Source organism: Pelagibius sp., assembly GCF_965249265.1.
Lineage (GTDB): Bacteria > Pseudomonadota > Alphaproteobacteria > Kiloniellales > Kiloniellaceae > Pelagibius.
On the sequence record NZ_OZ252224.1, the window covers coordinates 1,366,868 to 1,390,788 of the forward strand.

Here is a 23,921-nt window from a genome sequence, read left to right on the forward strand (position 1 = left end):
AGACGGCACGCTTTTTCGGATTGGGGGGACGAAAAGTGCGTACTCCAAAGTCAACTGTTCCAGGGATTGTCAGTCCGGCGATTCCCGGGCGCATGGCCTCTCTTCTCCTGTCTCTGCTGTATCAACTGGATCAGACCCAGTGGCTCGACGAAGAGGTATTGTTTTCCCATCAAGCGCGGCAGCTTCAGTTGCTTTTTGGCCATGCGGGCAAGACGGTTCCTTTTTATCAGCGCCGCTTTGCGGAGGCCGGGCTTGATCCGACGGCACCAGTGACGCGCGAGACCCTCAATCGTCTGCCGATCCTGCGCCGCACCGATTTGCAGGGCGCGGGAAATGACATCAATACAACCGCCTTGCCGAAGTCTCACGGCAAGATCCATGAGGTCGAGACGTCCGGATCGACCGGACGGCCGGTGCGCCTCAACGCCTCCGAAGTGACCAACTTATTCTGGCGCGCCTGCGTGATGCGCGAGCATCTTTGGCAGGGCCGTGATCTTGGCGGCAAGCTTGCCGCCATTCGTAAAGCACGCGCTGGCGTTGCGATGCCGCCTCATGGCGCGAAAAGCGAGTTTTGGGGGCCGGCGTCGGGCTCCATTTACCCGACCGGTTCGGCAGTGCTGCTTAATGTGGCGAGCAGTATCGCCGACCAAGTGGATTGGTTGCAGCGGGAGGAACCGGATTATCTGATTTCTTTCCCCTCCAACCTGCTGGCCCTAGCGGATTACTGCCAAGACGGTGGTATTGGTCTACCCAGCTTGCGACAGATCATGACGGTGGGCGAGACCGTTACCCTGGAACTGAGGCAGAAGGTACAGGCCGTTTGGTCCGTTCCGCTGGTTGACTCCTACAGTTGCCAAGAAGCCGGCTACCTGGCGATCCAATGCCCGGACTCGAATGGTTATCATATTCAGTGTGAAAACGTTCTTCTCGAAGTATTGGATGAGGAGGGTAAGGCCTGCAGACCGGGTGAAGTCGGGCGTGTTCTGATCACCAGCCTACATAACTTTGCGACGCCGCTCATCCGATACGAGATCGGCGACTACGCAGAGGTAGGTGCCCCTTGTGCTTGCGGACGCGGCCTGCCGGTGATCACCCGGGTTCTGGGACGCTACCGCAATCGACTTGTGTTGCCCGATGGGCGTAAGGTCTTCCCGACCTTTGGATATCATGACGAAGTGCGTGCCATCACGAGTAAGATACGCGCATTCAGGTACATTCAGCGCAGTGTCGAGGTCATCGAAAAGCTGATGGTTGTTTCACACCGCCTGACGAATGAAGAAGAACAGGCACTCCGATCGTTGATCGTTAAGAACCTCGGTTTCGACTTCAAGATAGTCCTCAGTTATCACGAAAAGCTCTCGCCGGACGGTTCGGGCAAGTTCGAGGAATTTTTCTCGGAGGTTGCCGGCTAGATCGCTCTTTCAAAGGATACAGCCGGCCGCTAGCCGTTTTTGCGCGTCGCCAGATAAATCCCGGGCAGCACCATGACGGCGCCGAGCAGATGGTAGAACTGCAGCGCTTCGCCGAGCAGCAGATAGGCCAGGACGGCGTTGTAGAGCGGAATCATATACATCAGCAGGCCTGTCGGGCCGGCGCCCAGCGTCCGCTGAACCAGCGCATAGACCTGATAGGCACCAAAGGACGCGAAGAGCGCCAGGAAGCCGACGGTCAGGAAGCTCGTCGCGTTGAGCGGCGGCAGGTCGCCGCTCAAGCCTTCGGCAATGGTGAACGGCAGCAGGATCAGGACACCGCCCGCGCTGATGGCGGCAAAGCGCACCATCAGCGGCATGGCCGACGGCCGGTGGCGCAGCATGATCGAATAGACCGCCCAGGCGATCATGGCCGCCAGTACCCAGAGATCCCCGGCGGCAAAACTCAACTCCGCAAGGATTCTGAGGTCGCCGCGGCAGATGATGGCCAGTACCCCGGTCAGGGAAAGGGCGATCCCGAGGCTCTGCAGCGGCGAAACGGTTTCATGGTAGGCGAAACGGGCGATGACCACGATCAGGATCGGCGAGGCGGCATAGATCAGGCCGATGTTGGTGGCCGTGGTGGTATCGGCGCCGATGTAGACGAAGGCGCCGCAGACCCCCATGCCGAGGGCGCCGAGGATGAGCAGGTCCAGCCACTCCCGCCGCAGCGCCGCACGGTGCTGCCAGAGCGCGGTCGCGGTGAAGGGCATCAGCAGCAGGAGGGTGCAGAACCAGCGCCAGAAAGCGAGGGCGACCGGAGGAAAGAGGTCATGGGTTGCCCGGGCGGTCAGCATATTGGAGCAGAACAGCGCCGGGGCGATGAGCAGCAGGGCAAAGGCGATCTGCCGCTCGCTGAGCCCCAGCCATCGCGGCCCAGGCGATCCCTTGGTTTCTTCGCTAGCCATTGGTGATCAGGCGTAACCGCTTCGGCACCGACGGTCAAACGCAGCTCTGACAAGGCTGTCATGCAGCTTTAGGGGTCAGCCCTGAGGAGGATCAGGCGGATTCGAGCCGTGCGTAGAAATCAGCAGGCAGGCCGGCGGTATCCCTGGCGGCTTCATTGAAGGGCGGCTTCAATTGCCCGCGGAAGTGACGGCGCACGAGGTCCTGCCAGCTTTCCCTCGGGTCGAGGCCACGGCGTTCACAGAGATGATCGAACCATCGCTTGCCAATGGCGACGTGGCCGATTTCATCCTCATAGATGACCGTCAGAACGGCGGCGCTTTCGTGATCCTCGGCGGTCTGGAGCTTGGCGATCATGGCCGGGGTCACGTCCAGGCCGCGGGCCTCCAGCACCAGAGGCACGACCGCCAACCTGGCGAGCAGGTCGTGGGCGGTTTCTTCGGAAGCCTGCCACAGCCCGTCATGGGCCGGCAGTGCGCCGTAGTGTCCGCCGAGTTGCTCAAGCCGCTGGGCGAGCAGAAGATAGTGTTTGGCTTCCTCTTCGGCGACCAGCAGCCAATCGTCATAGAAAGCCCGCGGCAAGTCCTCGGCGGTGAAGCGGGCGATGATGTCGCAGGCCAGATCGATTGCATTCAACTCGATATGCGCCAGAGCATGGAGCAGGGCGATCCGGCCCGTCGTGCCGCGATTGATCTTGCGTTTGCGGACCTCCCCCGGGCGCTTCAGTTCGGGTTCCCTGGGACGCCCGGGCCGCTCCGGCGGGTTGCCCTGGCCGATGGCGGCGATCCGCCCGGCCTTCCAGTCCGCCGCCATGGCACTGGCGAGCGCCGCTTTCTGTGCCGGGTCGGTCTCTTGGAGAACGGCGACAGCGCGACCGGCCAAACCCAGCGGTGTGTCACCGTTCTCCAGCGAGGCCGGCACTAGAGCGCCTGGGCCGCTTCGAGAACCTCTTCGACATGGCCCTTGACCTTGACCTTGCGCCATTCGCCGCGAAGCACGCCTTTCTCATCGATCAGGAAGGTTGCCCGTTCGATACCCATGTACTTGCGGCCATACATCGATTTCTCGACCCAGGTGCCGAAGGCCTCGCAAACATCGCCGTCTTCATCGGAGATGAGGGTAAAGGGCAGATCATACTTGGCCTTGAACTTGTCATGCTTGGCGACCGTATCCTTGGAGACGCCGATGACCGTCGCGTCGACGGCCGAGAAGTCGGGCAGGGAGTCGCGAAAGCCGCAGGCTTCCTTGGTGCAGCCCGGCGTATCGTCCTTGGGATAAAAATACAGAATTACCTTCTTGCCCTTAAGATCCTTCAAGGCGACGCTTCCACCCCCATCGGTGGCTGCCTTGAAGGCTGGTGCTTTTTTTCCAACTTCGACCATGCCCAGTAATCTCCCGTCAGCTTTGCATCGAAACAACAGTTGCGTCGGCTAAAGATCGTGCTCTGCGGTGGAAGGTCAAGGCTGTCGTTACCGAATCCGTTCTAGCCGAGGGCGACAGTCTCCGGTTGCTGACCGCTGGGCGGCGCCGGGTCGTCGATCATCTCGACGAAGACGCTGTGCACCCAGTTCTGGGTTTCGACCAGATGGCGGCGCAGCTCGGCGAAGCCGGCCATACCAACGCTGCCGGCCAGGGCCGCCTGCAGGGCCGGTGAAAGGGTATCGGCGTCGAAGGCGGGGCCGACGGTGAGGCGCAGGGCCTCCTGCACCTGACGCAGGAAACGGGTGGCCTGGATCAAGGCTTCAGCTTTCGGCTTTTCGAGGACACCGGCGGCGGCCAGGGCGGCAAAAGCGTCCTGCGTTGCGGTTGCCAGCACCTCCGGATGCGCGGCCGCCTCGCGCAACTGCAGGTATTGGGCCAGAAACTCCAGATCGATCAGGCCGCCGCCGACGTACTTGACGCTCCACAGCGACTTTGCCGGCTTTTCCTTGTGGAGGCGCCGGCGCATGGCGGCGACATCGGCCAACAGGCTATCGTCCTGTCGTGGCTGAGTCAGCGTCTGCCGCAGGCAGTCCGTCACCCGTTCGCAGAAATCTGCCGGGCCCGCAATTACCCGGGCGCGGGTCAGGGCCATGTGCTCCCAGGTCCAGGCCTGTTCGGCGTAATAGCGGCGAAAGGCGGAAAGCGAGGTGGCGATAGGCCCGGCGTTACCGGAGGGCCTGAGGCGCATGTCGATCTCGTAGAGGGTTCCTTCGGCGGTCTGCGCGGTGACCGCGTTGATCAGGCGCTGGGCGAGGCGGGCATAATAGCGCGGCGGGTCCAGCGGCTTGGCGCCGTCCGATTGCTTGTGCTCGGGCGAGGGTTCGTAGAGCAGGATCAGATCAAGATCGGAGGAAACGGTCATCTCGCGCCCGCCCAGTTTGCCGAGAGCGATCAGCGCGAGGCCCGAGCCGCCAAGATGACCATGGTTGCGGGCCAGATCTTCGATAACCGGCTGGTAGAGCGCCCGCAGGGTCGCCGCCGCAATGTCGCTGAGGGCGCGGCCGCTGTCATCGACGTCGCCTTTGTGCCGCAGAATATGGACCCCGACCTGGAACCGCCGGTCGTTGGCCCAGCGGCGGGTCAGGTCCAGATGGTCCTGCAGGTCCTGGGCATCGGCCAGCACCTGTTGCAACTCCATCTCCAGCACCGCGCCGTCGGGCAGGGGGTCGAAGAAGTCGCCGGAGAGAACGGCTTCCAGAAGTGAAGGATTTTGCCTCAGCCGCTCCGCCAGCATGGGCGCGGAGCCCATAATCTCGGCCAAGAGCTCCAGCAGGCGGGGGTTGCTGCACAAGAGGGAGAAGATCTGCACTCCCGCCGGCAGTCCGGCCAGGAAGCTGTCGAACTTGATCAGGGCCTGGTCCGGCTCGCGGGTTTTTCCAAGCAGATCCAGAACCGTCGGCACCAGTTCGGTCAACATCTGGCGGCTGCGGTTCGAGCGCACGGCGCGGTAACGTCCGTGGTGCCAGCCGCTTACCAGGCTCCAGGCGCGACCGGGGTCGTCGAAACCCAGGTCCTGCAGGGTCGAGAGGGTCTCCGGGTCGGGCTGTCCGCCGGTGAAGACCAGGTTGCCGGGACTGGAGAGCGAGGGCGACTCTTCGAAGAGATGAGCGTAGTGATCTTCCACAAGACGCAGCCTGGCCAGCAGGTCCTCGCGGAACCGGGCCGGGTCCGCATAGCCCAGAAACACCGCAAGCTTGTCGACCGCCTCGTCATCCTGCGGGATCAGATGGGTTTGCTGATCTTCGATCATCTGAAGACGGTGCTCCAGACGGCGCAGGAAGTCATAGGCCTCGCACAGGCCTTCCGCCACCGAGGGCTCGATATGCCCGCTGGCGACCAGCGCGGCCAGCGCTTCCTTGGTCTTGGGCAGGCGTAGAGTCGGATCGCGGCCGCCCCAGATGAGCTGCTGGGTCTGGGCGAAGAATTCGATCTCGCGGATGCCGCCGCGCCCCAGCTTCACGTTATGGCCATTCACCGCGATCACGGAGCCGCCTTTGTGGGCATTGATCTGCCGCTTGATGGAGTGGACGTCCTGAATAGCCCAGAAGTCCAGATGTTTGCGCCAGACGAAGGGGCGCAGTTCGGCCAGGAAGCGCTGGCCCAGCTCGCGGTCGCCGGCGATGGGCCGCGCCTTGATCATGGCCGCGCGTTCCCAATTCTGTCCGAGGCTCTCGTAGTAGGTCATGGCGGCATTCAGACTGATCGCCAGCGGCATCGCGCTGGGGTCGGGCCTCAAGCGCAGGTCGGTGCGGAAGACGTAGCCCTCCGCCGTGTGCTCATCGAGAACGCGCATCAGGTCGCGGGTGAGGCGCACCATGCCCTGCTGAACCCCGCGACTGTGCCGGTAGTCGGTCTTCTCCGGATCGAAGATCACGATGAGATCGATGTCGGAGGAGTAGTTGAGTTCGCCGCCGCCCAGCTTGCCCATACCAATAACCGCAAGCCCGCAGTCTTCGGTGGCCGTCTCTCCGCCAGCCTTCAGGCCAAGCTCTCCGCGCGCCTCGGCCAGGCGCAGCAGGCCTTGAAGCGCTGCCTCGACCGCCGCCTCGGCAAATTCGGACAGCGCCTGGGTCACGGCGGAGACACCTGCTTGGCCGGTGATGTCCGTGTAGGCGATGGCAAAGGCGGCGCGGCGGCGCTGCTGACGCAGCAGCACCATCAATTCCGCTTGATCGCGGCAACCGGGAGCCTTGCTTTTGAGCTCTTCTCGGACTTTCCTGAGGACCCATTGCGGCCCATGGTTTAAAACATCGGGTAGGAGACCGATATCGGCTGTAAGGCATTGGCTGAGAAAGGGCGAATTCGAAAAGATCGATTCGAGAAGGCGGGACCCGGCAGGCGCCTGGTCGAGTTGCGTCAAAAAATCGTTGCCGGAAGCAGCCAACGCGCTTTCGGCCTTGCTGCGCCACCGCTCAAGCCAGGCTTCGCCGGATGACGGATGCAAGGCGCCCGGCAGTTCGGATGCCTCTGGCAGATAAGGGAGTTTAACCATCTCACAACACTCGCTCAGCGATCAGACTGCGGAAAGCGGTCCTGGCGGTCAAGGCCCGGATGCCCCGGAAGCGGGTGTGCAGGCGGCTTCGGCTGAGCGGGCCGGAAAGCCGCCGTCCGGGCGTGATGCGGGTCCGGGGCGGGACGATAAAGGCAAGCCCGGCGGGAAACGTGGTCGTTCGCGGGCCGGGCGCACCATGCGGGTCTGCGTAGAGGTTTTTGGCGGGCTTTTCGCCGCGATGGTCCTGATTATCGCCGTGGCGGTCTGGCGCTTTTCCGAAGGGCCGATCCAGATCAACTTTCTGAAGCCTTATCTGCAGCAGGCCTTCAGCGAAATCGACGGCAACACCATCGAAATCGGTGAAACCTTCCTTGTGTGGGACGACCGGTCTAGGGATATCGTCCTCCACGCCGCCGACATCGTGGTGCGCGATCCCGAGGGCAAGCGAATCGCCTCGCTGCCGGAAGTTGCCTTTGAGCTGAGCAGTACCGCGATGCTGCAGGGTACGGTTGCACCCAATCAGGTCGAAATCATCGCGCCGCGGATCCGTCTGCTGCGCTCTGCTGACGGCAAGATAAGCTTCGGCGGTGACGGCGGCCGGCTTGAGATCCCTGAGGGTGTGGAGGGCTCTCTCGAGGGGTTGGCAACGGGGGCGGGCCCGGAACAGGCCGGCGGCGACGAAGCGCTGATCCTGGGTGGCATGATTCAGGAACTGTTGTCGGAGCGTGCGGCGGACAATCCGCTTTCCTTTCTCGACGAGGTGCGCATCAGAGACGGTCAGGTTTTCGTCCGGGACGACCTTGCGGGCTTCTCCTGGACCGCACCGGCGGCCGACATCTCCCTGCGCCGCGATATTGCGGGCCTTGCCGGGGACGTGAGTCTCGGCTTCGTCGGTCAGCGCGACCCGGCGACGGTCGATGCCGCCTTCATATACGACAAGCAGGCGCGCATCGTCGACTTTGCCGCCGGGTTTTCGGATATCAGCCTGGAGTCTCTGGCGGCGGCTTTTCCGCAATTGGCGCCGGTTGGTGGCATCACTTCGCGCATCAGCGGGTCTCTGGCGACCTCGGTCTCGCTGGATGGCGAAGTTGGTCCGACCAGCTTCAACGTCCAGGGCCTGGCGGGCAACTTCACAATTCCCGGCATAGAGATGGCGCCGATTCCCGTGCGCGACCTCACCATGAAAGGCCGTTATGACGATGCCGCCAGCCGCTTCGATCTCGACGAAGCAAGAATAAGCCTCGGCAGCGACGGGGCGGCGGGGCCGGTTTTCAGCATCGCCGGTGTGTTCGATCATGATCCGCAGGCTGGCGGCGACTGGGCCATCGATGCCCAGGCCAAGCTGGAAGACGTGGCGCTGGCTGAGTTGTCGCGCTACTGGCCGGAGGCGGTTGCCCCGGATCCTCGGCCCTGGGTGGTTGAAAACATCGCCGGCGGCACGGTCTCGCTCGCTACCGCCGATGTTAAGATTGTGGTCCCTGACGGTGATTTTGACGCTGCCGACCTCGTCGAGTTGTCGGGTACCATGACCTACCGCGACCTTGAGGTTCACTATCTTCGGCCCTTGCCGCCGATCACCGGCATTGCGGGAACCGCGAAGTTTGACAAGAGCGCGCTGCGTTTCGATGCGGAGTCCGGTTCTCTGCTTTCCCTGGCCTTGGGCAAGTCCAAGGTCGAGATCACAGGGCTCGATACGGCTGACAAAGCGCGCAAGATCTACGAACAATTGGCCGTCGAGGTGAAGGCGGCCGGACCGGTATTCGAAACCTTGCGGATTCTGGAGCATCCCCGTCTGGACCTGATCTCCAAGCTCGGGTTTTCGGCCGAAGGCAGCGGCGGTGCGCTGACGGCCGATCTCGGGTTCCAGTTTCCTCTCATCAAGGACCTCAGTTTCGATGACCTGGGTTTCCAGGTCGACGCCCAGATACGCGACGCGGCCTTGCAAAATGTCCTCCTCGGCCAGACCATGACGGAGGGGCGGCTGGCGCTGCAGCTTGATGCCAATGGCATGGAGATCGCCGGACCTCTTACTCTGGGCGGGGTTCCCCTGACGATGCAGTGGAAAGAGAGTTTCCTGGCAGATCCGAAGTTCCGCACCGTGCTCGAGGCCGACATTCCTTCTGTCGACGATGCCGGCCGGGCCCGCTTCGGTTTGGATATCGGGGATATGCTGACGGGTCCCGTTGCAGCCCAGGTTTCGATGGTCGGTCTGGACGGCGGCTTCTCGACGCTGCAGGTGGCGGCCGATCTTTCGCGTGCCGAACTGGCGGTACCCGATATCCACTGGGAGAAGCCGGTCGGGACCGAAGGCAGCCTGCGTATGGCGGTCGATCTGGATAGCGGCGGTCCGGTCGCCTACCGCGACATTATCCTGCAGGCCGGGGACCTGATCGCCCGCGGTGAGGCGCGGCCCGGCCCGAACTACGAGGGCCTTGGCTGGATGCGCTTCGACCGCGTGGCCTTTGGCCGCAGCGACCTGCAGGATGTCGTTGTGGAACAGAGCGACGGCGGTTTCGCGGCGACCATCGGGCGCGGCATTCTGGATGCCGAGCCGTTTATCGCCAAGGACGAAACGCCGGAGGATCCGGCAGAGCGCCAGGCAGAGGCGTCGCAGGAGGCGGCGGCCGCAACGCCGCCGCGCAGCTTTGAGCCGCTTTCGGTCACGGCGCCCGATCTGGATCAGTTGTTCTTCGCTGAGAACAGGCGCCTGCAGCAGGTCAATCTTGAACTGGTGCGCAAGGAGAGCGGTTGGGAAACCATCCGCATTTCCGGCAGCATCCCCGAGCAGTACTGGTCACCGCGGGATCCGGAGGAGGCCGAGCGCGAGGGGGTCGACCCGGAGGCCGTGGTGTCCCTCGACCGGCGCTTCCTTCAACTTTCTTTGGCGCCTGACGCTTCCGGTAACGGCCTGCGGCTCTTAGCCAAGAGCGATGATCTCGGGGCGCTGCTGCGCGCGGTCAACATCGCAGACACCGTCGTCGGCGGCACCATTCAGGTGACGGGGTCGAGCGAGGGACCGTCGCCGACCCATCCCATCAAGGCCAAGGTGGTCGCGCGCGATTTCGTTATGGTGAAAGCGCCGGTGCTGGCCAAGCTGCTGACGGTTGCTTCCTTCACCGGTGTTGTGAATCTGCTGGCCGGCGAAGGGATTGGTTTCGACGGGATGGATGGTGAATTCCTGCTGGACGACGGCGTCGCGACGACGGAACTGATGCGGATCTATGGCGCTTCGCTTGGCTTGACCGCCAAGGGCCAGATCGATTTCAACAGAGATGAAATCGACTTGGTAGGCACTGTGGTGCCCGCCTATTCGATCAACAATTTTCTCAGCAATATACCGCTGATTGGATCGATCCTCACCGGCGGAGAGGGAGAGGGGCTGATCGCGGTGGTGTACGGCGTTGACGGGCCCGTCGACGACCCCAAGGTCAGCGTCAACCCGCTCTCAGCGCTGACCCCCGGCTTCCTGCGGGGAATCTTTACCGCCGAGCCCAATGCCGAAGGGGCGACCGCCGTGCCCGAGCGCATCGACCGCTAGGTCGGAAATAGATGCCCGATTTTCGGCGGCACGCCTCCTGCCGATGCGCTAGGTAAGCCAATGCTCTTCGAATTGCCCGACGACGATATCCTCTATGAAGCTTTGCTGGCCCGCGACGCGCGCTATGACGGCAGGGCCTTTGTCTGCGTCACCTCCACGGGCGTGTTCTGCCGTCTGAGCTGCCCGGCGCGCAATCCAAAGCGCGAGAACAGCATCTTCATGGACTCCGTCGCCGCCTGTATCGAGTCGGGTTTTCGGCCCTGCCGGCGATGCAAACCGCTTGGGTCCCTTGCAGAGATGGAGCCTCTGGTTTCCGACCTCATACAGCAGCTCGAACAGGACCCGGGGCGTCGCTGGCGGGAGGCCGACCTTGAGGCCCGCGGTTACGACCCTTCGACGGTGCGCCGCGCTTTCAAGCGTCACTTCGGCATCACTTTCCTGGAGATGGCGCGGGCCGGGCGCATACGCACGGCTGCCGGTACGCTCTCCGCGGGCTCGAACGTCATCGAAGCGCAGTTGGATGCGGGGTTTGATTCGGCCAGCGGTTTCAGAGCGGTCTTTGCCAAGACTCTTGGCCGCCCACCGTCCTCTTTCACCGGTGATGAGCATTTGAAGGCGGATTGGATCAAGACACCCCTGGGGCCGATGATCGCCGTAGCGGATCAACATGCGCTGCATCTGCTTGAGTTCTTCGACCGCAAGGCGCTGCCGCGGGAACTGGTGAGGCTGCAGAGCCTGACCGGTGCCGGTATCGGTATCGGACGGCTCTCCCCCACCGATCAGATAGAGGAGGAACTCGGCCTCTATTTCGATGGTGCCAAGGGCGGCTTCGCAGTGCCGCTGGCGCTTCCCGGCACGCCCTTCGAGCGTCTGGTCTGGCGGGCGCTGCAGGAGATTCCTTTGGGGGAAACGCGCAGCTATGCGGAGATGGCCAGGGCAATCGGCAAGCCTTCCGCCGTAAGGGCGATGGGGCGGGCGAACGGCGCCAATCAGTTTGCTATCGTCGTTCCCTGCCACAGGGTCGTTGCCGCCGATGGCGACCTTACAGGTTACGGCGGCGGCCTTTGGCGAAAACGCTGGCTGATCGACCATGAACGGCGTCTTGCCGCAACCCAATCCACTCTTAAGATCGAGGCTTAAATGAATCAGACCGAGAAGGCCGAAACCTTTCACCGCCTCCACGTTCCGGGCGACCCCTTGGTGCTTTACAACATCTGGGATGCCGGTACCGCCAAGGCCGCATCGGCGGCTGGTGCGAAGGCCGTTGCCACGGGCAGCTGGTCGGTCGCCGGCGCCCAGGGCTATGGCGACGGTGAGCAGATACCGCTCGATCTCGTCGAAACCCTTGCCGCAGGGATTGTCGCCTCTGTCGACCTACCTGTTTCCATCGACTTCGAAGGCGGTTACGCGGTGGCACCAGACAAGGTCGTGGCGAACGTTGCGCGGCTCATTGCCTGCGGGGTCGTCGGCATCAACTTCGAAGACCAAGTCGTCGGTGGAAGCGGGCTCCACGACATCGCCGCGCAGAGTGACCGGATTGCCGCCGTCCGCGCGGCGGCGGAGAAGGCCGGGGTAAACTTCTTCATCAATGCGCGGACCGATCTGTTCCTGAAGGCCAAACCCGACGCCCACGCCTCGCATCTTGAAGAAGCGCTGGAACGGGGCAAGGCTTACGCTGCCGCCGGCGCCAGCGGGTTCTTTGTGCCGGGGCTGATGGATGAGGGCCTGATCGGTCAGATCACCGGGGCCTGCAGTCTGCCGGTCAACGTCATGATGAAGAGCGGCGGACCTTCTCTTGAAAGCCTTTGCAGCCTGAAGGTCGCCAGGGTCAGTCATGGGCCCGGGCCCTTCGTCACCGCGATGAGCCGCTTCGAAGCAGCGACGAAGGAAGCGCTTACCGGCTAGAGCGGGTCCGGTTTAGGCCACCTTCAGTAGGACGTGCCGCTTCTTGCCGGCTGAGAGCTTGATAACGCCTTCAGGGTTGCAATCCGACAGCGAGACCGTCTGCTGCTCGTCCTTGATCTGAACGTCGTTGATACGGCCGCCGCCGCCTTTGATCAGACGCCGGGCTTCGCCGTTGCTGGCGGCCAGGCCGGCGCGGCGCAGCAGTTCATAGGCCGGAATACCGGCGGCGAGCTCGCTCTCGGGAATCTCGATGGTCGGCAGGCCTTCCGCGCTGCGGCCTTCTTCGAAGGTCTGCCGCGCGGTTTCCGCCGCTTCTTTGGCAGCGGCGCCACCCCGGCAGAGGCGCGTGGCCTCATCCGCCAGGATCTTCTTTGCGTCGTTGATCTCCGAGCCTTCGAGCGCCTCCAGGCGGGCGATCTCCTCCAGGGGCAACTCGGTGAACAGCCGCAGGAAGCGCCCGACGTCACCGTCCTCGGTGTTGCGCCAGTACTGCCAGTAGTCGTAGTTCGAAAGCCGGGTTTCGTTGAGCCAGATCGCGCCGGCGGCGGTCTTGCCCATCTTGGCGCCGGAGGCCGTGGTGATCAGCGGCGTGGTCAGACCGAAGAATTGACGCTGGTCGATACGGCGTCCCAACTCGACACCATTGACGATGTTGCCCCATTGATCGGAGCCGCCCATCTGCAACGTACAATCGTGGCGGCGGCCGAGTTCCAGGAAGTCGTAGGCCTGGAGAATCATGTAGTTGAATTCCAGGAACGTCAGCGGCTGCTCGCGGTCCAGGCGCAGCCGCACGCTGTCGAAAGTCAGCATGCGGTTGATGGTGAAATGCGGGCCGACATCGCGCAGAAAGTCGATGTATTCCAGCTTGTCCAGCCAGTCGGCATTGTTCGCCATGATGGCCCCGGTCGGGCCGTCGTCGAAGCTCAGCAGGTTTTCAAAGGCGCTGCGGATGCCGGCGATGTTGTCGTCGATCCGCTGAGGCGTGAGAAGCTGGCGGGACTCGTCCTTGCCCGAAGGGTCGCCGATCTTGGTCGTGCCGCCGCCCATCAGGGCGATCGGCTTGTGGCCGGTCTTCTGCAGCCAACGCAGCATCATGATCTGCACAAGCGATCCGATATGCAGGCTGTCGGCGGTGGCATCGAAGCCGATATAGGCGGTGATAAGACCCTTGGACGCCTGCTCGTCCAGCGCCTCCATATCCGTGCACTGGTGGATAAAGCCACGTTCCTGGAGAACGCGCAGAAGGTCGGAGCGGGGCGCCGTCATGGTCTTACCTATGCCTTAATCTTGCCTATACTTCGGACAGGTACTTCGGGTCGGCTTGGGCTCTGCCGGAGCCCCCGCCTTATTGGATCGTTATGATTTGCGGCGCTATAGTGCCGCGGGGGCTGGCCTTTAGCACAGTCCACCCGGTTTCACAATTTGCCCTGATGCGGGGCAGCCCTGCGGGGATCGACAGATGGCGGCGGAAAAGATGGTCTCAAACCCTTCAAATGACGGTTTGTCCTGGGCTCTGGGCCTGATGAGCGGGACCTCTCTGGACGGCATCGACGCAGCCCTGATCCGCAGTGACGGCCTGACACGGGTGGAGAGCGGTCATTTCCTTTCTTTACCTTATGACGGCGAACTGCGCCGGCAGTTGCGCTCGGTGCTCGGCGGGCAGGGGCCGGTAGAAGCGGTCGAGCGGGCGCTGACCTTGAGGCATGCGGAAGTGGTGGACAGCCTTCTGAAGACGGCCGGTCGTTCCCCCCGGGACATCCGGGTGATCGGCTTCCACGGCCACACCATCCTTCACCGTCCTGAAGAGCGGCGCACCTGGCAGATCGGCGACGGGTCCTTGTTGGCCTCTGAGACCGGGATCGATGTGGTCTCGGACATGCGCAGCCGCGACGTTTCCCTCGGCGGCGAGGGGGCCCCCCTGGTGCCGCTCTATCAGGCAGCCCTGGCGGCGGCCCTGCCGCGGCCTCTGGCGGTGGTCAACATCGGCGGCGTTGCCAACGTCACCTGGATCGGCGAAGGCAGGGACAGCGTCCTCGCCTTTGACACCGGGCCCGGCAATGCGCTGATCAACGACTGGGTGGAGGCTCACAGCGGCGAGCCGCTGGATCGCGACGGCGCCCTGGCCCGGGCCGGCGTTGTGGATGAGGGGCTCCTGGAAGATCTTCTGAACAACGCATACTTCGACCGGCAGCCGCCGAAGTCCCTGGACCGGGACGATTTTTCCACGGCGCCGGTCAAGGCGCTCTCCCTGGAGGACGGGGCTGCAACGCTGACCGCTTTCACGGCGGCCAGCATAGCCCGCTCGGCAGGCTACTTCCCACAGCCGGTCGGGCGTTGGCTGATTACCGGCGGTGGCCGCCACAATCCGGTTCTGATGGCCGCCCTGGCGGAGCGTCTTCAGGCGCCGGTCGACCCGGTCGAGGCGGTCGGTTGGCAGGGTGATGTGCTGGAGGCGCAGGCTTTCGGTTATCTGGCGCTGCGTTCGCTCGCCGGCCTGCCGCTGACACTGCCGGGCACGACCGGCGTGCGCGAAGCCGCGAGCGGCGGCCGCCATCACATCGCGGCCTGACGCCGCTTTCACGTTCGAAAAGGCCGCTGCAGGTCAGCCGGCGGCGGACTTGTCCGCATCCGCCGGCAGGGCCTTCCTGAGATAGTCGTCCACGTGGCTTTCCAGGATTTCCATCTCATTCTGAAAGAAGTGGCCGGCGCCGGGCACCACCCGATAGTCGATGGTGATGCCGCGCTGTGACGACAGCTTGGTCACCAGCTTGGCCACCGAAGGCTCCGGCACCACGTCGTCGGCATCGCCCTGAATGATCAGGCCCGATGAGGGACAGGGCGCCAGGAAGCTGAAATCATGCATGTTCGCCGGCGGGGCGACGGAGACGAAGCCGGTAATCTCCGGCCGGCGCATCAGCAACTGCATGCCGATCCAGGCGCCGAAAGAGAACCCGGTGATCCAGCAGGCACTCGCCCCCTGATTGTAAGCCTGCAGCCAATCAAGTGCGGAAGCGGCATCCGAGAGCTCACCCTCGCCGCGGTCGAAGCTGCCCTGGGAGCGCCCGACGCCGCGGAAATTGAAGCGCAGGACCGAGAAACCCTGGCGCACATAGGCATGAAAAAGGGTGTAGACGACCTTGTTGTTCATCGTGCCCCCATGCTGTGGATGGGGGTGCAGCATGAGGGCGATCGGCGCGTTCGCCTGCTTGCTGTGGTGGTAGCGTCCTTCAAGACGGCCTTCTGGCCCGTTGAAGATCACGTCAGGCATAGACCAAATATTCCCTATTTTTCTTCCACAAACGGCGCAGCGCCGGGTGCTTTGTTGCTTTTACGTCTCCCTGCAGCGCCCCCGAAGGACGCAGGCAGGCCGATCCGATAACCATACAATCGCCTAGGATAGTGCGGGTTTCAGGCGATATTGGCTTCGGCAACTCTCTGATATCGGGTCATTTCCTCTTGCGCAGAAACTTGACCAATTTACTCGGACTTATTATCTATCGGGGTGTTGCAGGTTCTGGTCGGATCGGCGCATCATCTGCCCACCAAGCCGCCCCGGGCGGCAAAGGGCCGCGATCATAGCACGATGGGCAAAGCCATGTTCAAGTCTCTGAGGACCGAAATCGACGCCACCATGCAGCGTGACCCTGCGGCACGCTCCCGACTTGAAGTGGTGCTTTGTTACCCCGGTTTCCAGGCCATCATGCTTTATCGTCTGTCGAGTGCCTGCTGGCGCCGCGGCTGGACCCTGGCCGGGCGCTGGCTCTCGGCGGTCGGGCGCATCCTGACCGGGATCGAAATCCACCCGGGTGCCATTATCGGCGAGCGTTTCTTTATTGATCACGGCATGGGCGTGGTGGTCGGCGAGACGGCGGAAATCGGCGACGACGTGACCCTCTACCAGGGTGTCACCCTGGGCGGTGTCGCCCCCAGTGTGGACAGCGACAGTCAGCGCAACACCAAGCGCCACCCGACCCTGCTGGACGGGGTTATCGTCGGCTCCGGCGCCCAGGTGCTGGGTCCAATCACCGTGGGCCGCTGTGCGCGTGTCGGCGCCAACGCAGTGGTGACCAAAGATGTTCAGGACTGCGCCACTGTCGTCGGCATCCCGGCCCGTGCGGTGCAGACACAGAAAACCCCTGAGGATACCAAGGCCCCCTTCGTCGCTTACGGCACGCCGACAGGCAATATTCCAGACCCCATCGCCCGCGCTCTCGACGGACTGCTTGACGAAGTTCAGAGCCTGCGCGCCCGGGTCAACGAGCTGGAAGAGGGCGGCGCCTCGAACTCGGGCACTGCCATCGCAAGCGATGGCGACGACCGGGATGTGAAAACTTCTGAGACAGCCGAAGGCAAGTGCTGATGCTCCTCCGATAGTCGGGGGAGGGGCCTGCGCCTCGGGAAAGGGATAGTCCGGTGAAACTCTCAACGAAGGGCCGCTACGCCGTCATGGCGCTCTGCGATCTTGCCAGTCACTCCGAAGACAAGCCGGTCGCGCTTGCCGATATCGCCGAGCGGCAGGAGATCTCTCTTTCCTATCTCGAGCAGCTCTTTGCAAAGCTGCGCCGCGGCGGTCTGGTCAAGTCGGTGCGCGGTCCGGGGGGTGGCTACCTGCTCGCCCACAAGGCGGCAGAGACCCGGATATCCGACATCATCCTCGCAGTTGATGAGCCGATCCGTGCGACCCGCTGCATGCCCGGCCAACCGGTCGGCTGCCGCGGTAATCAGAGCCGCTGTCAGACCCACGATCTCTGGGAGGAACTGGGCAACCAGATCTATCTCTACCTTTCCTCCGTGACGGTGGAGGATGTGGTCGCCCGGCGCCTGCTCGGCACCAGCGGCCTGATGCCGGAGCCCGGCTTCTCCGGTTGCGGGCTGAAAGGTGACGGCGAAAGCAAGCCGCCCGCCCTGGCGGAAGCCGGCGAGTAAGCCGATCCTTTCCCATGTCTTCCACAACAGCCTATCTCGACTATAACGCCACCGCCCCGCTGCGGCCCGAAGCGCGGGCTGCGATGCTGGAGGCTTTGACGGAGCCGGGTAATGCCTCCTCGGTGCATGGGCCCGGGCGCCGCGCCCGGCGGCTGGTCGAACAGGCGCGCGAACAGGTTGCCGCTCTTGCCGGCTGTGACCCGCGCTGGGTCATCTTCACCTCCGGCGGCACCGAGGCGAACAATCTGGCCCTGAAAGGTCTAGGCAGCGGTCCGCGGCTGGTGTCGGCGGGCGAGCACGATTCGGTTTTGCAGGCCGCGCCGGAGGCCGTGCGTCTAGCGCTGCGCCGTGATGGCCAGATCGACCTTGCCGCCCTGGAAGCGGCGCTCTCCGGCTGTCCCGAGGGCACGGTGGTCTCCGTCATGCTGGCGAACAACGAGACCGGCGCGATCCAGCCCATGGCGGCGGTTGTGGAACGGGCCCGTGCCGCCGGTGCGCTGGTTCACTGCGACGCGGTGCAGGGCGGCGGCAAGCTTGCCCTGGACATGGCCGCTCTTGGTGTTGACTGCATGACCCTCTCATCTCACAAGTTCGGCGGCCCGCCGGGGACCGGCGCGCTGCTGTGCCGTGACGGTCTTCCCCTCGCGCCCTTGATCGCGGGTGGTGGGCAGGAGGGCCGGCGCCGCGCGGGCACCGAGAACCTGCCGGGAATCGCCGGATTCGGGGCTGCTGCGGAAGCGGCGCAGCGTGACCTTCCGGAGATGGCGTCGCTCGCCGGCTTGCGAGACAGGCTGGAGGCCGGTGCCCGGGCGATCGCGCCGGATGTGAAAGTCTTCGGCAGCGAAAGCGAGCGTCTCGCCAATACCACTTGTCTGGCCGTTGCCGGCATGGCGGCGGAAACCCAGATCATGGCGCTTGACCTCGCCGGTGTTGCGGTCTCCGCCGGCGCTGCCTGCTCCTCCGGCAAGGTGCAGCCCTCTCATGTGCTGACCGCCATGGGGGCGAGCGCCGCCGAAGCCGCCTCGGCCATTCGTGTGAGCCTGGGATGGCAGAGCCGCGCCGAAGATGTCGACCGCTTTCTCGCGGCCTGGGGCGATCTCTATCGCCGCAGCCAAGCGGCTTGAGGAGGCGGGCATGACAGCAGGAGAAAGAGAGGGGCTGCCCAACCGGTCGATCCAGCCGGTCTATCTGGACAATCAGGCGACCACGCCGACCGACCCACGGGTGGTGGAGGCCATGCTGCCGTTCTTCACCGAACGCTTCGGCAATCCCCATTCCACCGCCCATGCCTATGGCTGGGACGCGGAAGAAGCCGTTGAGCGGGCGCGCGAAGACCTCGCAGCGCTGATCGGCGCTTCCGCGCGGGAGATCATCTTCACGTCCGGCGCGACGGAGTCGAACAACCTGGCAATCAAGGGGGCCGCCCGGTTCCATCGCGCCGCCCGTCCGAAAGTCGTGACCTTCGCGACAGAGCATAAGTGCGTGCTGGAAAGCTGCCGGCAGTTGGAGCGCGAGGGCTTCCAGGCCGCCTTCCTGCCGGTGCGGGCGGACGGCTTGATCGATCTGGACCTGCTCGCCGAGACCGTGGACGAAGAAACCGCCGTGGTCTCCGTCATGGCGGTGAACAACGAGATTGGCGTCATTCAGCCTCTTGCCGAAATCGGCGCCCTCTGCCGGGAAAGGGGCGCCTACTTTCATACCGATGCGGCCCAGGCGGTGGGCAAGATACCTCTGGACGTGAATGCCGAAGGCATCGACCTGCTGAGCATCTCCGGTCACAAGTTCCACGGTCCCAAGGGCATCGGCGCGCTCTATGTGCGGCGCCGTCCCCGGGTTCGCCTGGAAGCCATGATCGACGGCGGCGGGCAGGAGCGGGGCCTGCGCTCGGGTACCTTGGCGCCGCCGCTTTGCGTCGGTCTCGGGATGGCGGCGCGATTGGCAGCCGAGGAAATGGCTGAAGAGCAACAGCGTATTTCGGGCTTGAAGGCCCGGCTGCTAGAGGGCATTAGAGGCCGCCTGGACGGGGTTTTGCTGAACGGTGATGCCGAGCGGCGGGTCGCCGGCAATCTGAATCTGGCTTTCGAGGGCATCGATGCCGAGGCGCTGATGAAGGCCATGCCGTGCCTGGCGCTGTCGAGCGGGTCGGCCTGTACCTCCACCTCTGTGGAGCCGTCATATGTGTTGCGGGCGCTCGGCTTCTCGGAGGAACGGGCCCGCGCCTCGCTCAGAGTCGGGATCGGGCGCTTCACCAGCGAGGCCGATATCGATCTGGCGATTGAGGAGTTTGTAGACAAGGTTGGCGGTCTGCGCGCCAAGGGCAGCGCGGCGGCGGAGTAGGCGTCGGGGGGACGCCTGCAGCGACGGTAATTTGGGAGCAGAGTGTAATGCCGAAGTTGGTGTTTGTTGAGAAGGACGGTAACCGCAAGGAGGTCGACGCTCCGGTGGGCTTGTCGGTGATGGAAATCGCCCATCGCTTCGACGTCGATATCGAGGGTGCCTGCGAGGGCTCGCTCGCCTGTGCCACCTGTCATGTGATTGTTGAAGACGGCTGGTACCAGAAACTCGGCGAACCCTCGGAAGACGAAGAAGACATGCTCGATCTCGCCTTCGGCCTCAAACCCACCTCCCGTCTCGGCTGTCAGATCGTCATGAGCGACGAGCTCGACGGTCTGGAAGTCGCCCTGCCGAAAGAAGTGAACAACATGCTCGGCTGAGGCCGGGCGTCTGTTGAAAACACGACGCAACACTTCCGAGTTTCGCAAGACTGGTCCCTACTGGGAACAGCGGCAGCCGGCTTTACGTTGCGCTCCGTCGGCCTCCCGGATCGCTTCCAAGGGCGAAAGAATGCCATTCCGGAACCAACATTGCTTTTTGACCTGAAACACCTCTCCTGACCTGTGGGCAGCCATGGGCCGCTTCTGGCCATCAGTCCCGCCGTGGTAGGGTGACGGCGGTCTGTAGGGGCTCTCTCCTGTTTCGTTGGATTGGATGAACATGCTGTATCTTGAGATAGTCTTCGTGCTCCTGCTCATACTCATGAACGGCGTACTGGCGATGTCGGAGCTTGCCTTGGTGTCGTCCCGTAAGAGCCGGCTTGAGCACATGGCCGGCCTCGGCAACAAGGGCGCGCGCACTGCGCTTCTCCTGATCGAAGATCCGACCCGATTCCTTTCAACGATACAGATTGGCATAACGCTGGTCGGGATCCTCGCCGGCGCGGTCAGCGGCGCGACCTTCGCCGATCGGTTCGGCGATTGGCTCGAGACTTTTCCCTCCGTCGCACCGCACGGCGATACGATCGCCATCGGTCTGACAGTGATTTTGATCACTTACCTTTCCCTCATCGTCGGCGAACTGGTGCCCAAGCGTATCGCGCTGGCAAATCCGGAAAAGGTTGCTTCGCGCGTCGCCAGACGCATGAAGTTGCTGTCCCAATTGGCCGCTCCCGCAGTTTGGCTGCTCAAGGTCTCGACCGATGCGGTTCTACGCTTCATGAAGCTTTCCGCGATGCGCAAAGAGAGCGCAATCGAGGATGAGGTTAAGTCGTTGATTGCCGAAGGAACGCTCGCGGGCATCTTCGCACCCCAGGAGCGCGAGATGATCGATGGGGTGCTCCGCCTCGCCGACCGGCCTGTCCGGGTCATTATGACACCGCGCGCCGAGGTTTTGTGGATCGATGCGCAAGCCGATCACGAAACGCTGATGCGCGTGGCGGAAACGTCTCGCTTCTCACGCCTGCTCGTTTGCGATGGCTCAATCGACAAGGCGGTTGGCGTGGTTCACACCAAGGATCTTCTGCCGCTGGCGCTGAAGAATGAGCCCATTGCCCTGCAGTCCCTGATGGTACCGGCCCTCATCGTTCTCGAACGCCTCTCCGTCCTGAAGCTCATCGAACGGTTTCGCCTGGAAGGCGTGCACATGGCCGTCGTCGTCGACGAGTATGGGGTGACCGAGGGTGTCGCAACCTTGACCGATCTTCTGGAGTCGATTGCTGGTGACCTGCCGGAGGGGGGAGAAACCGCCAAGCTGCTCATCGTTCAACGCAGCGACGGAGCCTGGCTTGTCGACGGGACCTTGCCCATAGACGAGTTCGAGGACCGCGTCAGCCTGCGCGGTCTTCGAGAGCAGGGTGGCTTCGACACCGTTGCGGGTTTCATTTTGCAGCAGCTTGACCATTTGCCGACTGTCGGCGAGAGCTTTCTCTACCAGAATGCATGCTTCGAGGTCGTCGAGATGGATGGCCGGCGCATAGACAAGGTTCTCGTCCGGCTCGCCGCTGACGCTGAATTATAGGCGGGCTCTGCCGACAGTCACTCAGCCACACTCGTCAGTTTGAATCATGTTCGTGAAGAATACTGCCCGCTAACGCTAAGGCGCGCTCGACCTTCGGGTATCCAACATATGGAATTAGATTGAGAAGTGTCTCGATAACTTCATTCGGTGTCGCACCAACGTTCAACGCGGCCTCTATATGCACCCGAATTGGTATTTCGGAGGTCATGGCTCCGACCGACGCCATGCTGGCAATCGCTGTCAGCTCACGTACCTTTTTCGGCAAGCCGGGCCGTGAGAAAATATCGCCATAGGAATGGGTTACGATCATTCGTCCAATTTCCGGCGCGATATCTTCAAAACTTGCAACAATTGCCTGCCCCGTGCCGCCGGAGATAACGGACAAAGTGTCGGCTCCCCGCTTGAATCGCGCCGAATGGGCCTCTGATGGTTCGCTGGCGACAGTCTTTGCGGATTCAGAAAGCGAAACGACATTCGCATCGATGTTGCGGAACAACTCAACAATGGTGAAGAAACCGACCAGGGCGGTTGGGAAGCCGGTATAGACGGTCAGTTGAATCATCGATTCAGTGATTTCGTCCCGAGTTACGCCCTGGCGCAAAGCAGAAGTCACATAGTCTCTAAGCCACTGCTGATTGTTTCCGGCTGTTGCCAGCATCGAGATGACCGACAAATACTTTGTTCTCGCGTCAAGGCCGTCGCGTGTTAGCAACTCGCCGTGGACAAACTCGACCAACAGCTTGGCGAATACCGGCGACGTCTCAGCGAGCTCTCGAAAACGCTGTGGGCCGTTCTCACCATGAGTGGCAAGGTTTCGAAGCCCGCGCAGATGGCGCTCGGTGCCGTCCCTTTTACCGACTGGCACCGGAGGCACATGCTGGCCCCGTTCCTTCAGTACCTCCCGAATCACGGCGATGGTGTTGATCGCAGCCGGAAAACCACAGACGCCTATTGCAAGAAAGCAAAGCTCCACCAACACTTCGGGCTTGCCACCGACGTTCAGGAACCCGTTGACATGAAAGCGGGTGGGTAATGGATGGTTGCCCTGTATCATTAAAGAGGCAACCGTGAGAGCTTCGCGCGTAACCAGGTCAAGATTGGGGCGCGCCAAGACGTCGCCGTAGCCATACTCCACAACGAAGCGGGCGAAGTCTGGGGACGCCTCCTCCAATGTGTTGATCGGTGCATCAGAACCGCCCCCGCCGACTTCGCGCAGCACGGTGACTCCACGTCGGTAGCGTTCGCTCGTTCTCTGGACTTGATCCCGTGCGGACGCGAGCGCCCTGGAGCCGATAATGCAGCTTGCCGACCCTAGGCCGACGGCGCTCAGAAAAGCCCGCCGGCTGTCTTGTGACCATTTTCTCTTCGCCATGTGATGTTCCGCTGCCAGTGCGTTGTCGTTTGCGTTGCAGCGTTGTACTAAGACGCAGAAAATGAATTAAACGAATAAATTGGATCACCTTAATGAATGAAATTCAGTTAAACACGGTTGATCTCAACCTTCTTAAGGTGTTCAACGCGCTTCTTGAAACCGGCAGTACTGTGGGGGCTGCTAACAGGCTCTGCCTGACCCAATCGGCGGTCAGTCACGCCCTATCCCGTCTCCGTCATCTGTTTTCCCACAAGCTGTTTGTTCGTGAACACGGTGGTCTCACCGCAACCCCGTTTGCGCGCGAAGTTGCGCCCCGGATCCGTGCTCTCTTAGTGCAAGCAACGCAGATTGTTCATCTTGGGCATGATTTCGACCCAGCAACATCAACGCGAACTTTCGCCTTGGCGATGCCCGACTATGCGATGCTGACTGTGCTCCCAAATCTGAGAAACGCGCTGGTCGGTGGCGGACCCGGTATTGGGCTTGAAATTCACCAAACCGATGGCCTGAAGGTAATGGAAACCCTCGACCGTGGTGTCGTTAGCATGGCCATCGCAAACATTCCCATTGCGTCAGCTGACATCGAGACCATTCCCTTGTTCGAAGACAGTCTGCTCATTGCGGCGGCCGATGCACATCCCATCTGGAATGGCAGCCTCACCTTGTCGGCATACCTTGCTCAGGATCACCTTGATGTTGTTCGCAATCCCGCGGAACCCGGCCTAACGGATTCAGCTTTGGCTGCACACGATGCAACGCGATCAATCAAACTGAAGGTAGACACTTTTCTTGTCGTCCCTCAGCTCGTCGCCTCGTCTGGGTTGGTTGCCACCGAACCCTCTCGTGTGTTGAGCCAATTCAGCGATACGCTTGGCTATCGAACCGAGGTCCCACCTTTCAAAAGCCCGAGGTTTACAATCTCACTTGCTATACATAAGCGGATTTTGGGGGATCTCGGTTATGAATGGCTCGCAGATCAAGTGATCGCGCTGTTTCAGCCTGGGATATCGAGGTCGCAGTAAACCTCAGTTAACCCGG

19 protein-coding genes are annotated in these 23,921 nt (G+C 62.6%); 12 read left to right on the forward strand and 7 right to left on the reverse strand.

Features of this window, described 5'->3' with window-relative positions:
* Nucleotides 1–92: 92 nt before the first annotated feature.
* Complete coding sequence (locus ACP146_RS06545) at nt 93–1,412, forward strand: phenylacetate--CoA ligase family protein (RefSeq protein WP_422365963.1); 1,320 nt, start codon at nt 93–95, stop codon at nt 1,410–1,412.
* Between the two features lie 29 nt (nt 1,413–1,441).
* On the opposite strand, the gene ACP146_RS06550 is transcribed toward ACP146_RS06545, so the two are convergent.
* The 4 genes from ACP146_RS06550 to ACP146_RS06565 all read right to left on the reverse strand — a co-directional run bounded on the left by ACP146_RS06550 (nt 1,442) and on the right by ACP146_RS06565 (nt 6,849).
* Nucleotides 1,442–2,377, reverse strand: coding sequence for a DMT family transporter (locus ACP146_RS06550; protein ID WP_422365964.1), 936 nt, complete (start codon nt 2,375–2,377; stop codon nt 1,442–1,444).
* 91 nt (nt 2,378–2,468) lie between these two features.
* Nucleotides 2,469–3,296, reverse strand: coding sequence for a ferritin-like domain-containing protein (locus ACP146_RS06555; protein ID WP_422365965.1), 828 nt, complete (start codon nt 3,294–3,296; stop codon nt 2,469–2,471).
* Nucleotides 3,296–3,757 carry a thioredoxin-dependent thiol peroxidase gene (bcp, locus tag ACP146_RS06560; protein ID WP_422365966.1) on the reverse strand — a complete coding sequence of 154 codons (462 nt, stop codon included), beginning with the start codon at nt 3,755–3,757 and terminating at the stop codon, nt 3,296–3,298. Before bcp ends, ACP146_RS06555 begins: the two co-directional genes overlap by 1 nt.
* A 101-nt stretch (nt 3,758–3,858) precedes the next feature.
* The gene (locus ACP146_RS06565) at nt 3,859–6,849 is read right to left on the reverse strand and encodes a bifunctional [glutamine synthetase] adenylyltransferase/[glutamine synthetase]-adenylyl-L-tyrosine phosphorylase (protein ID WP_422365967.1); all 2,991 of its coding nucleotides are present in this window, start codon (nt 6,847–6,849) and stop codon (nt 3,859–3,861) included.
* A gap of 76 nt (nt 6,850–6,925) precedes the next feature.
* Here ACP146_RS06565 and ACP146_RS06570 point away from each other — a divergent pair, with 76 nt between their 5' ends.
* The 3 genes from ACP146_RS06570 to ACP146_RS06580 are packed head-to-tail and all read left to right on the forward strand — an operon-like array spanning nt 6,926 to nt 12,292.
* The gene (locus ACP146_RS06570) at nt 6,926–10,387 is read left to right on the forward strand and encodes an AsmA-like C-terminal domain-containing protein (protein WP_422365968.1); all 3,462 of its coding nucleotides are present in this window, start codon (nt 6,926–6,928) and stop codon (nt 10,385–10,387) included.
* A gap of 60 nt (nt 10,388–10,447) precedes the next feature.
* Nucleotides 10,448–11,527 (forward strand): bifunctional transcriptional activator/DNA repair enzyme AdaA, encoded by a 1,080-nt coding sequence (locus tag ACP146_RS06575; protein WP_422365969.1) that lies wholly within the window; start codon nt 10,448–10,450, stop codon nt 11,525–11,527.
* Nucleotides 11,528–12,292 (forward strand): isocitrate lyase/PEP mutase family protein, encoded by a 765-nt coding sequence (locus ACP146_RS06580; RefSeq protein WP_422365970.1) that lies wholly within the window; start codon nt 11,528–11,530, stop codon nt 12,290–12,292.
* A gap of 12 nt (nt 12,293–12,304) precedes the next feature.
* Here ACP146_RS06580 and tyrS read toward each other — a convergent pair whose 3' ends face one another.
* Entirely contained in the window at nt 12,305–13,558 is a 1,254-nt protein-coding gene (gene tyrS / locus ACP146_RS06585; RefSeq protein WP_422365971.1) for a tyrosine--tRNA ligase, read from the reverse strand.
* Between the two features lie 193 nt (nt 13,559–13,751).
* On the opposite strand from tyrS, the gene ACP146_RS06590 reads away from it, so the two are divergent.
* Nucleotides 13,752–14,861 carry an anhydro-N-acetylmuramic acid kinase gene (locus ACP146_RS06590; RefSeq protein ID WP_422365972.1) on the forward strand — a complete coding sequence of 370 codons (1,110 nt, stop codon included), beginning with the start codon at nt 13,752–13,754 and terminating at the stop codon, nt 14,859–14,861.
* Between the two features lie 33 nt (nt 14,862–14,894).
* Here ACP146_RS06590 and ACP146_RS06595 read toward each other — a convergent pair whose 3' ends face one another.
* On the reverse strand, nt 14,895–15,560 hold the full coding sequence (locus ACP146_RS06595; protein ID WP_422365973.1) for an alpha/beta hydrolase: 666 nt from the start codon (nt 15,558–15,560) through the stop codon (nt 14,895–14,897).
* A 327-nt stretch (nt 15,561–15,887) separates the two neighbouring features.
* On the opposite strand from ACP146_RS06595, the gene cysE reads away from it, so the two are divergent.
* From cysE to ACP146_RS06625, 6 genes are all read left to right on the forward strand, one after another.
* Nucleotides 15,888–16,652 carry a serine O-acetyltransferase gene (gene cysE / locus ACP146_RS06600; protein WP_422365974.1) on the forward strand — a complete coding sequence of 255 codons (765 nt, stop codon included), beginning with the start codon at nt 15,888–15,890 and terminating at the stop codon, nt 16,650–16,652.
* Nucleotides 16,653–16,705: 53 nt separating this feature from the next.
* The gene (locus ACP146_RS06605; protein ID WP_422365975.1) at nt 16,706–17,218 is read left to right on the forward strand and encodes an Rrf2 family transcriptional regulator; all 513 of its coding nucleotides are present in this window, start codon (nt 16,706–16,708) and stop codon (nt 17,216–17,218) included.
* Between the two features lie 14 nt (nt 17,219–17,232).
* Nucleotides 17,233–18,342 (forward strand): cysteine desulfurase family protein, encoded by a 1,110-nt coding sequence (locus tag ACP146_RS06610; protein WP_422365976.1) that lies wholly within the window; start codon nt 17,233–17,235, stop codon nt 18,340–18,342.
* A gap of 10 nt (nt 18,343–18,352) precedes the next feature.
* Nucleotides 18,353–19,555: an IscS subfamily cysteine desulfurase gene (locus ACP146_RS06615; protein WP_422365977.1), complete on the forward strand. Its 1,203-nt coding sequence runs from the start codon at nt 18,353–18,355 to the stop codon at nt 19,553–19,555.
* A gap of 47 nt (nt 19,556–19,602) precedes the next feature.
* The gene (locus ACP146_RS06620; RefSeq protein WP_422365978.1) at nt 19,603–19,932 is read left to right on the forward strand and encodes a ferredoxin family 2Fe-2S iron-sulfur cluster binding protein; all 330 of its coding nucleotides are present in this window, start codon (nt 19,603–19,605) and stop codon (nt 19,930–19,932) included.
* Nucleotides 19,933–20,212: 280 nt separating this feature from the next.
* Nucleotides 20,213–21,511, forward strand: coding sequence for a hemolysin family protein (locus tag ACP146_RS06625; protein ID WP_422365979.1), 1,299 nt, complete (start codon nt 20,213–20,215; stop codon nt 21,509–21,511).
* 34 nt (nt 21,512–21,545) lie between these two features.
* Here ACP146_RS06625 and ACP146_RS06630 read toward each other — a convergent pair whose 3' ends face one another.
* Complete coding sequence (locus ACP146_RS06630) at nt 21,546–22,730, reverse strand: carboxymuconolactone decarboxylase family protein (protein ID WP_422365980.1); 1,185 nt, start codon at nt 22,728–22,730, stop codon at nt 21,546–21,548.
* A gap of 245 nt (nt 22,731–22,975) precedes the next feature.
* Between ACP146_RS06630 and ACP146_RS06635 the strand changes: the two genes are divergently transcribed.
* Nucleotides 22,976–23,905 (forward strand): LysR family transcriptional regulator, encoded by a 930-nt coding sequence (locus ACP146_RS06635; protein WP_422365981.1) that lies wholly within the window; start codon nt 22,976–22,978, stop codon nt 23,903–23,905.
* Nucleotides 23,906–23,921: the final 16 nt, after the last annotated feature.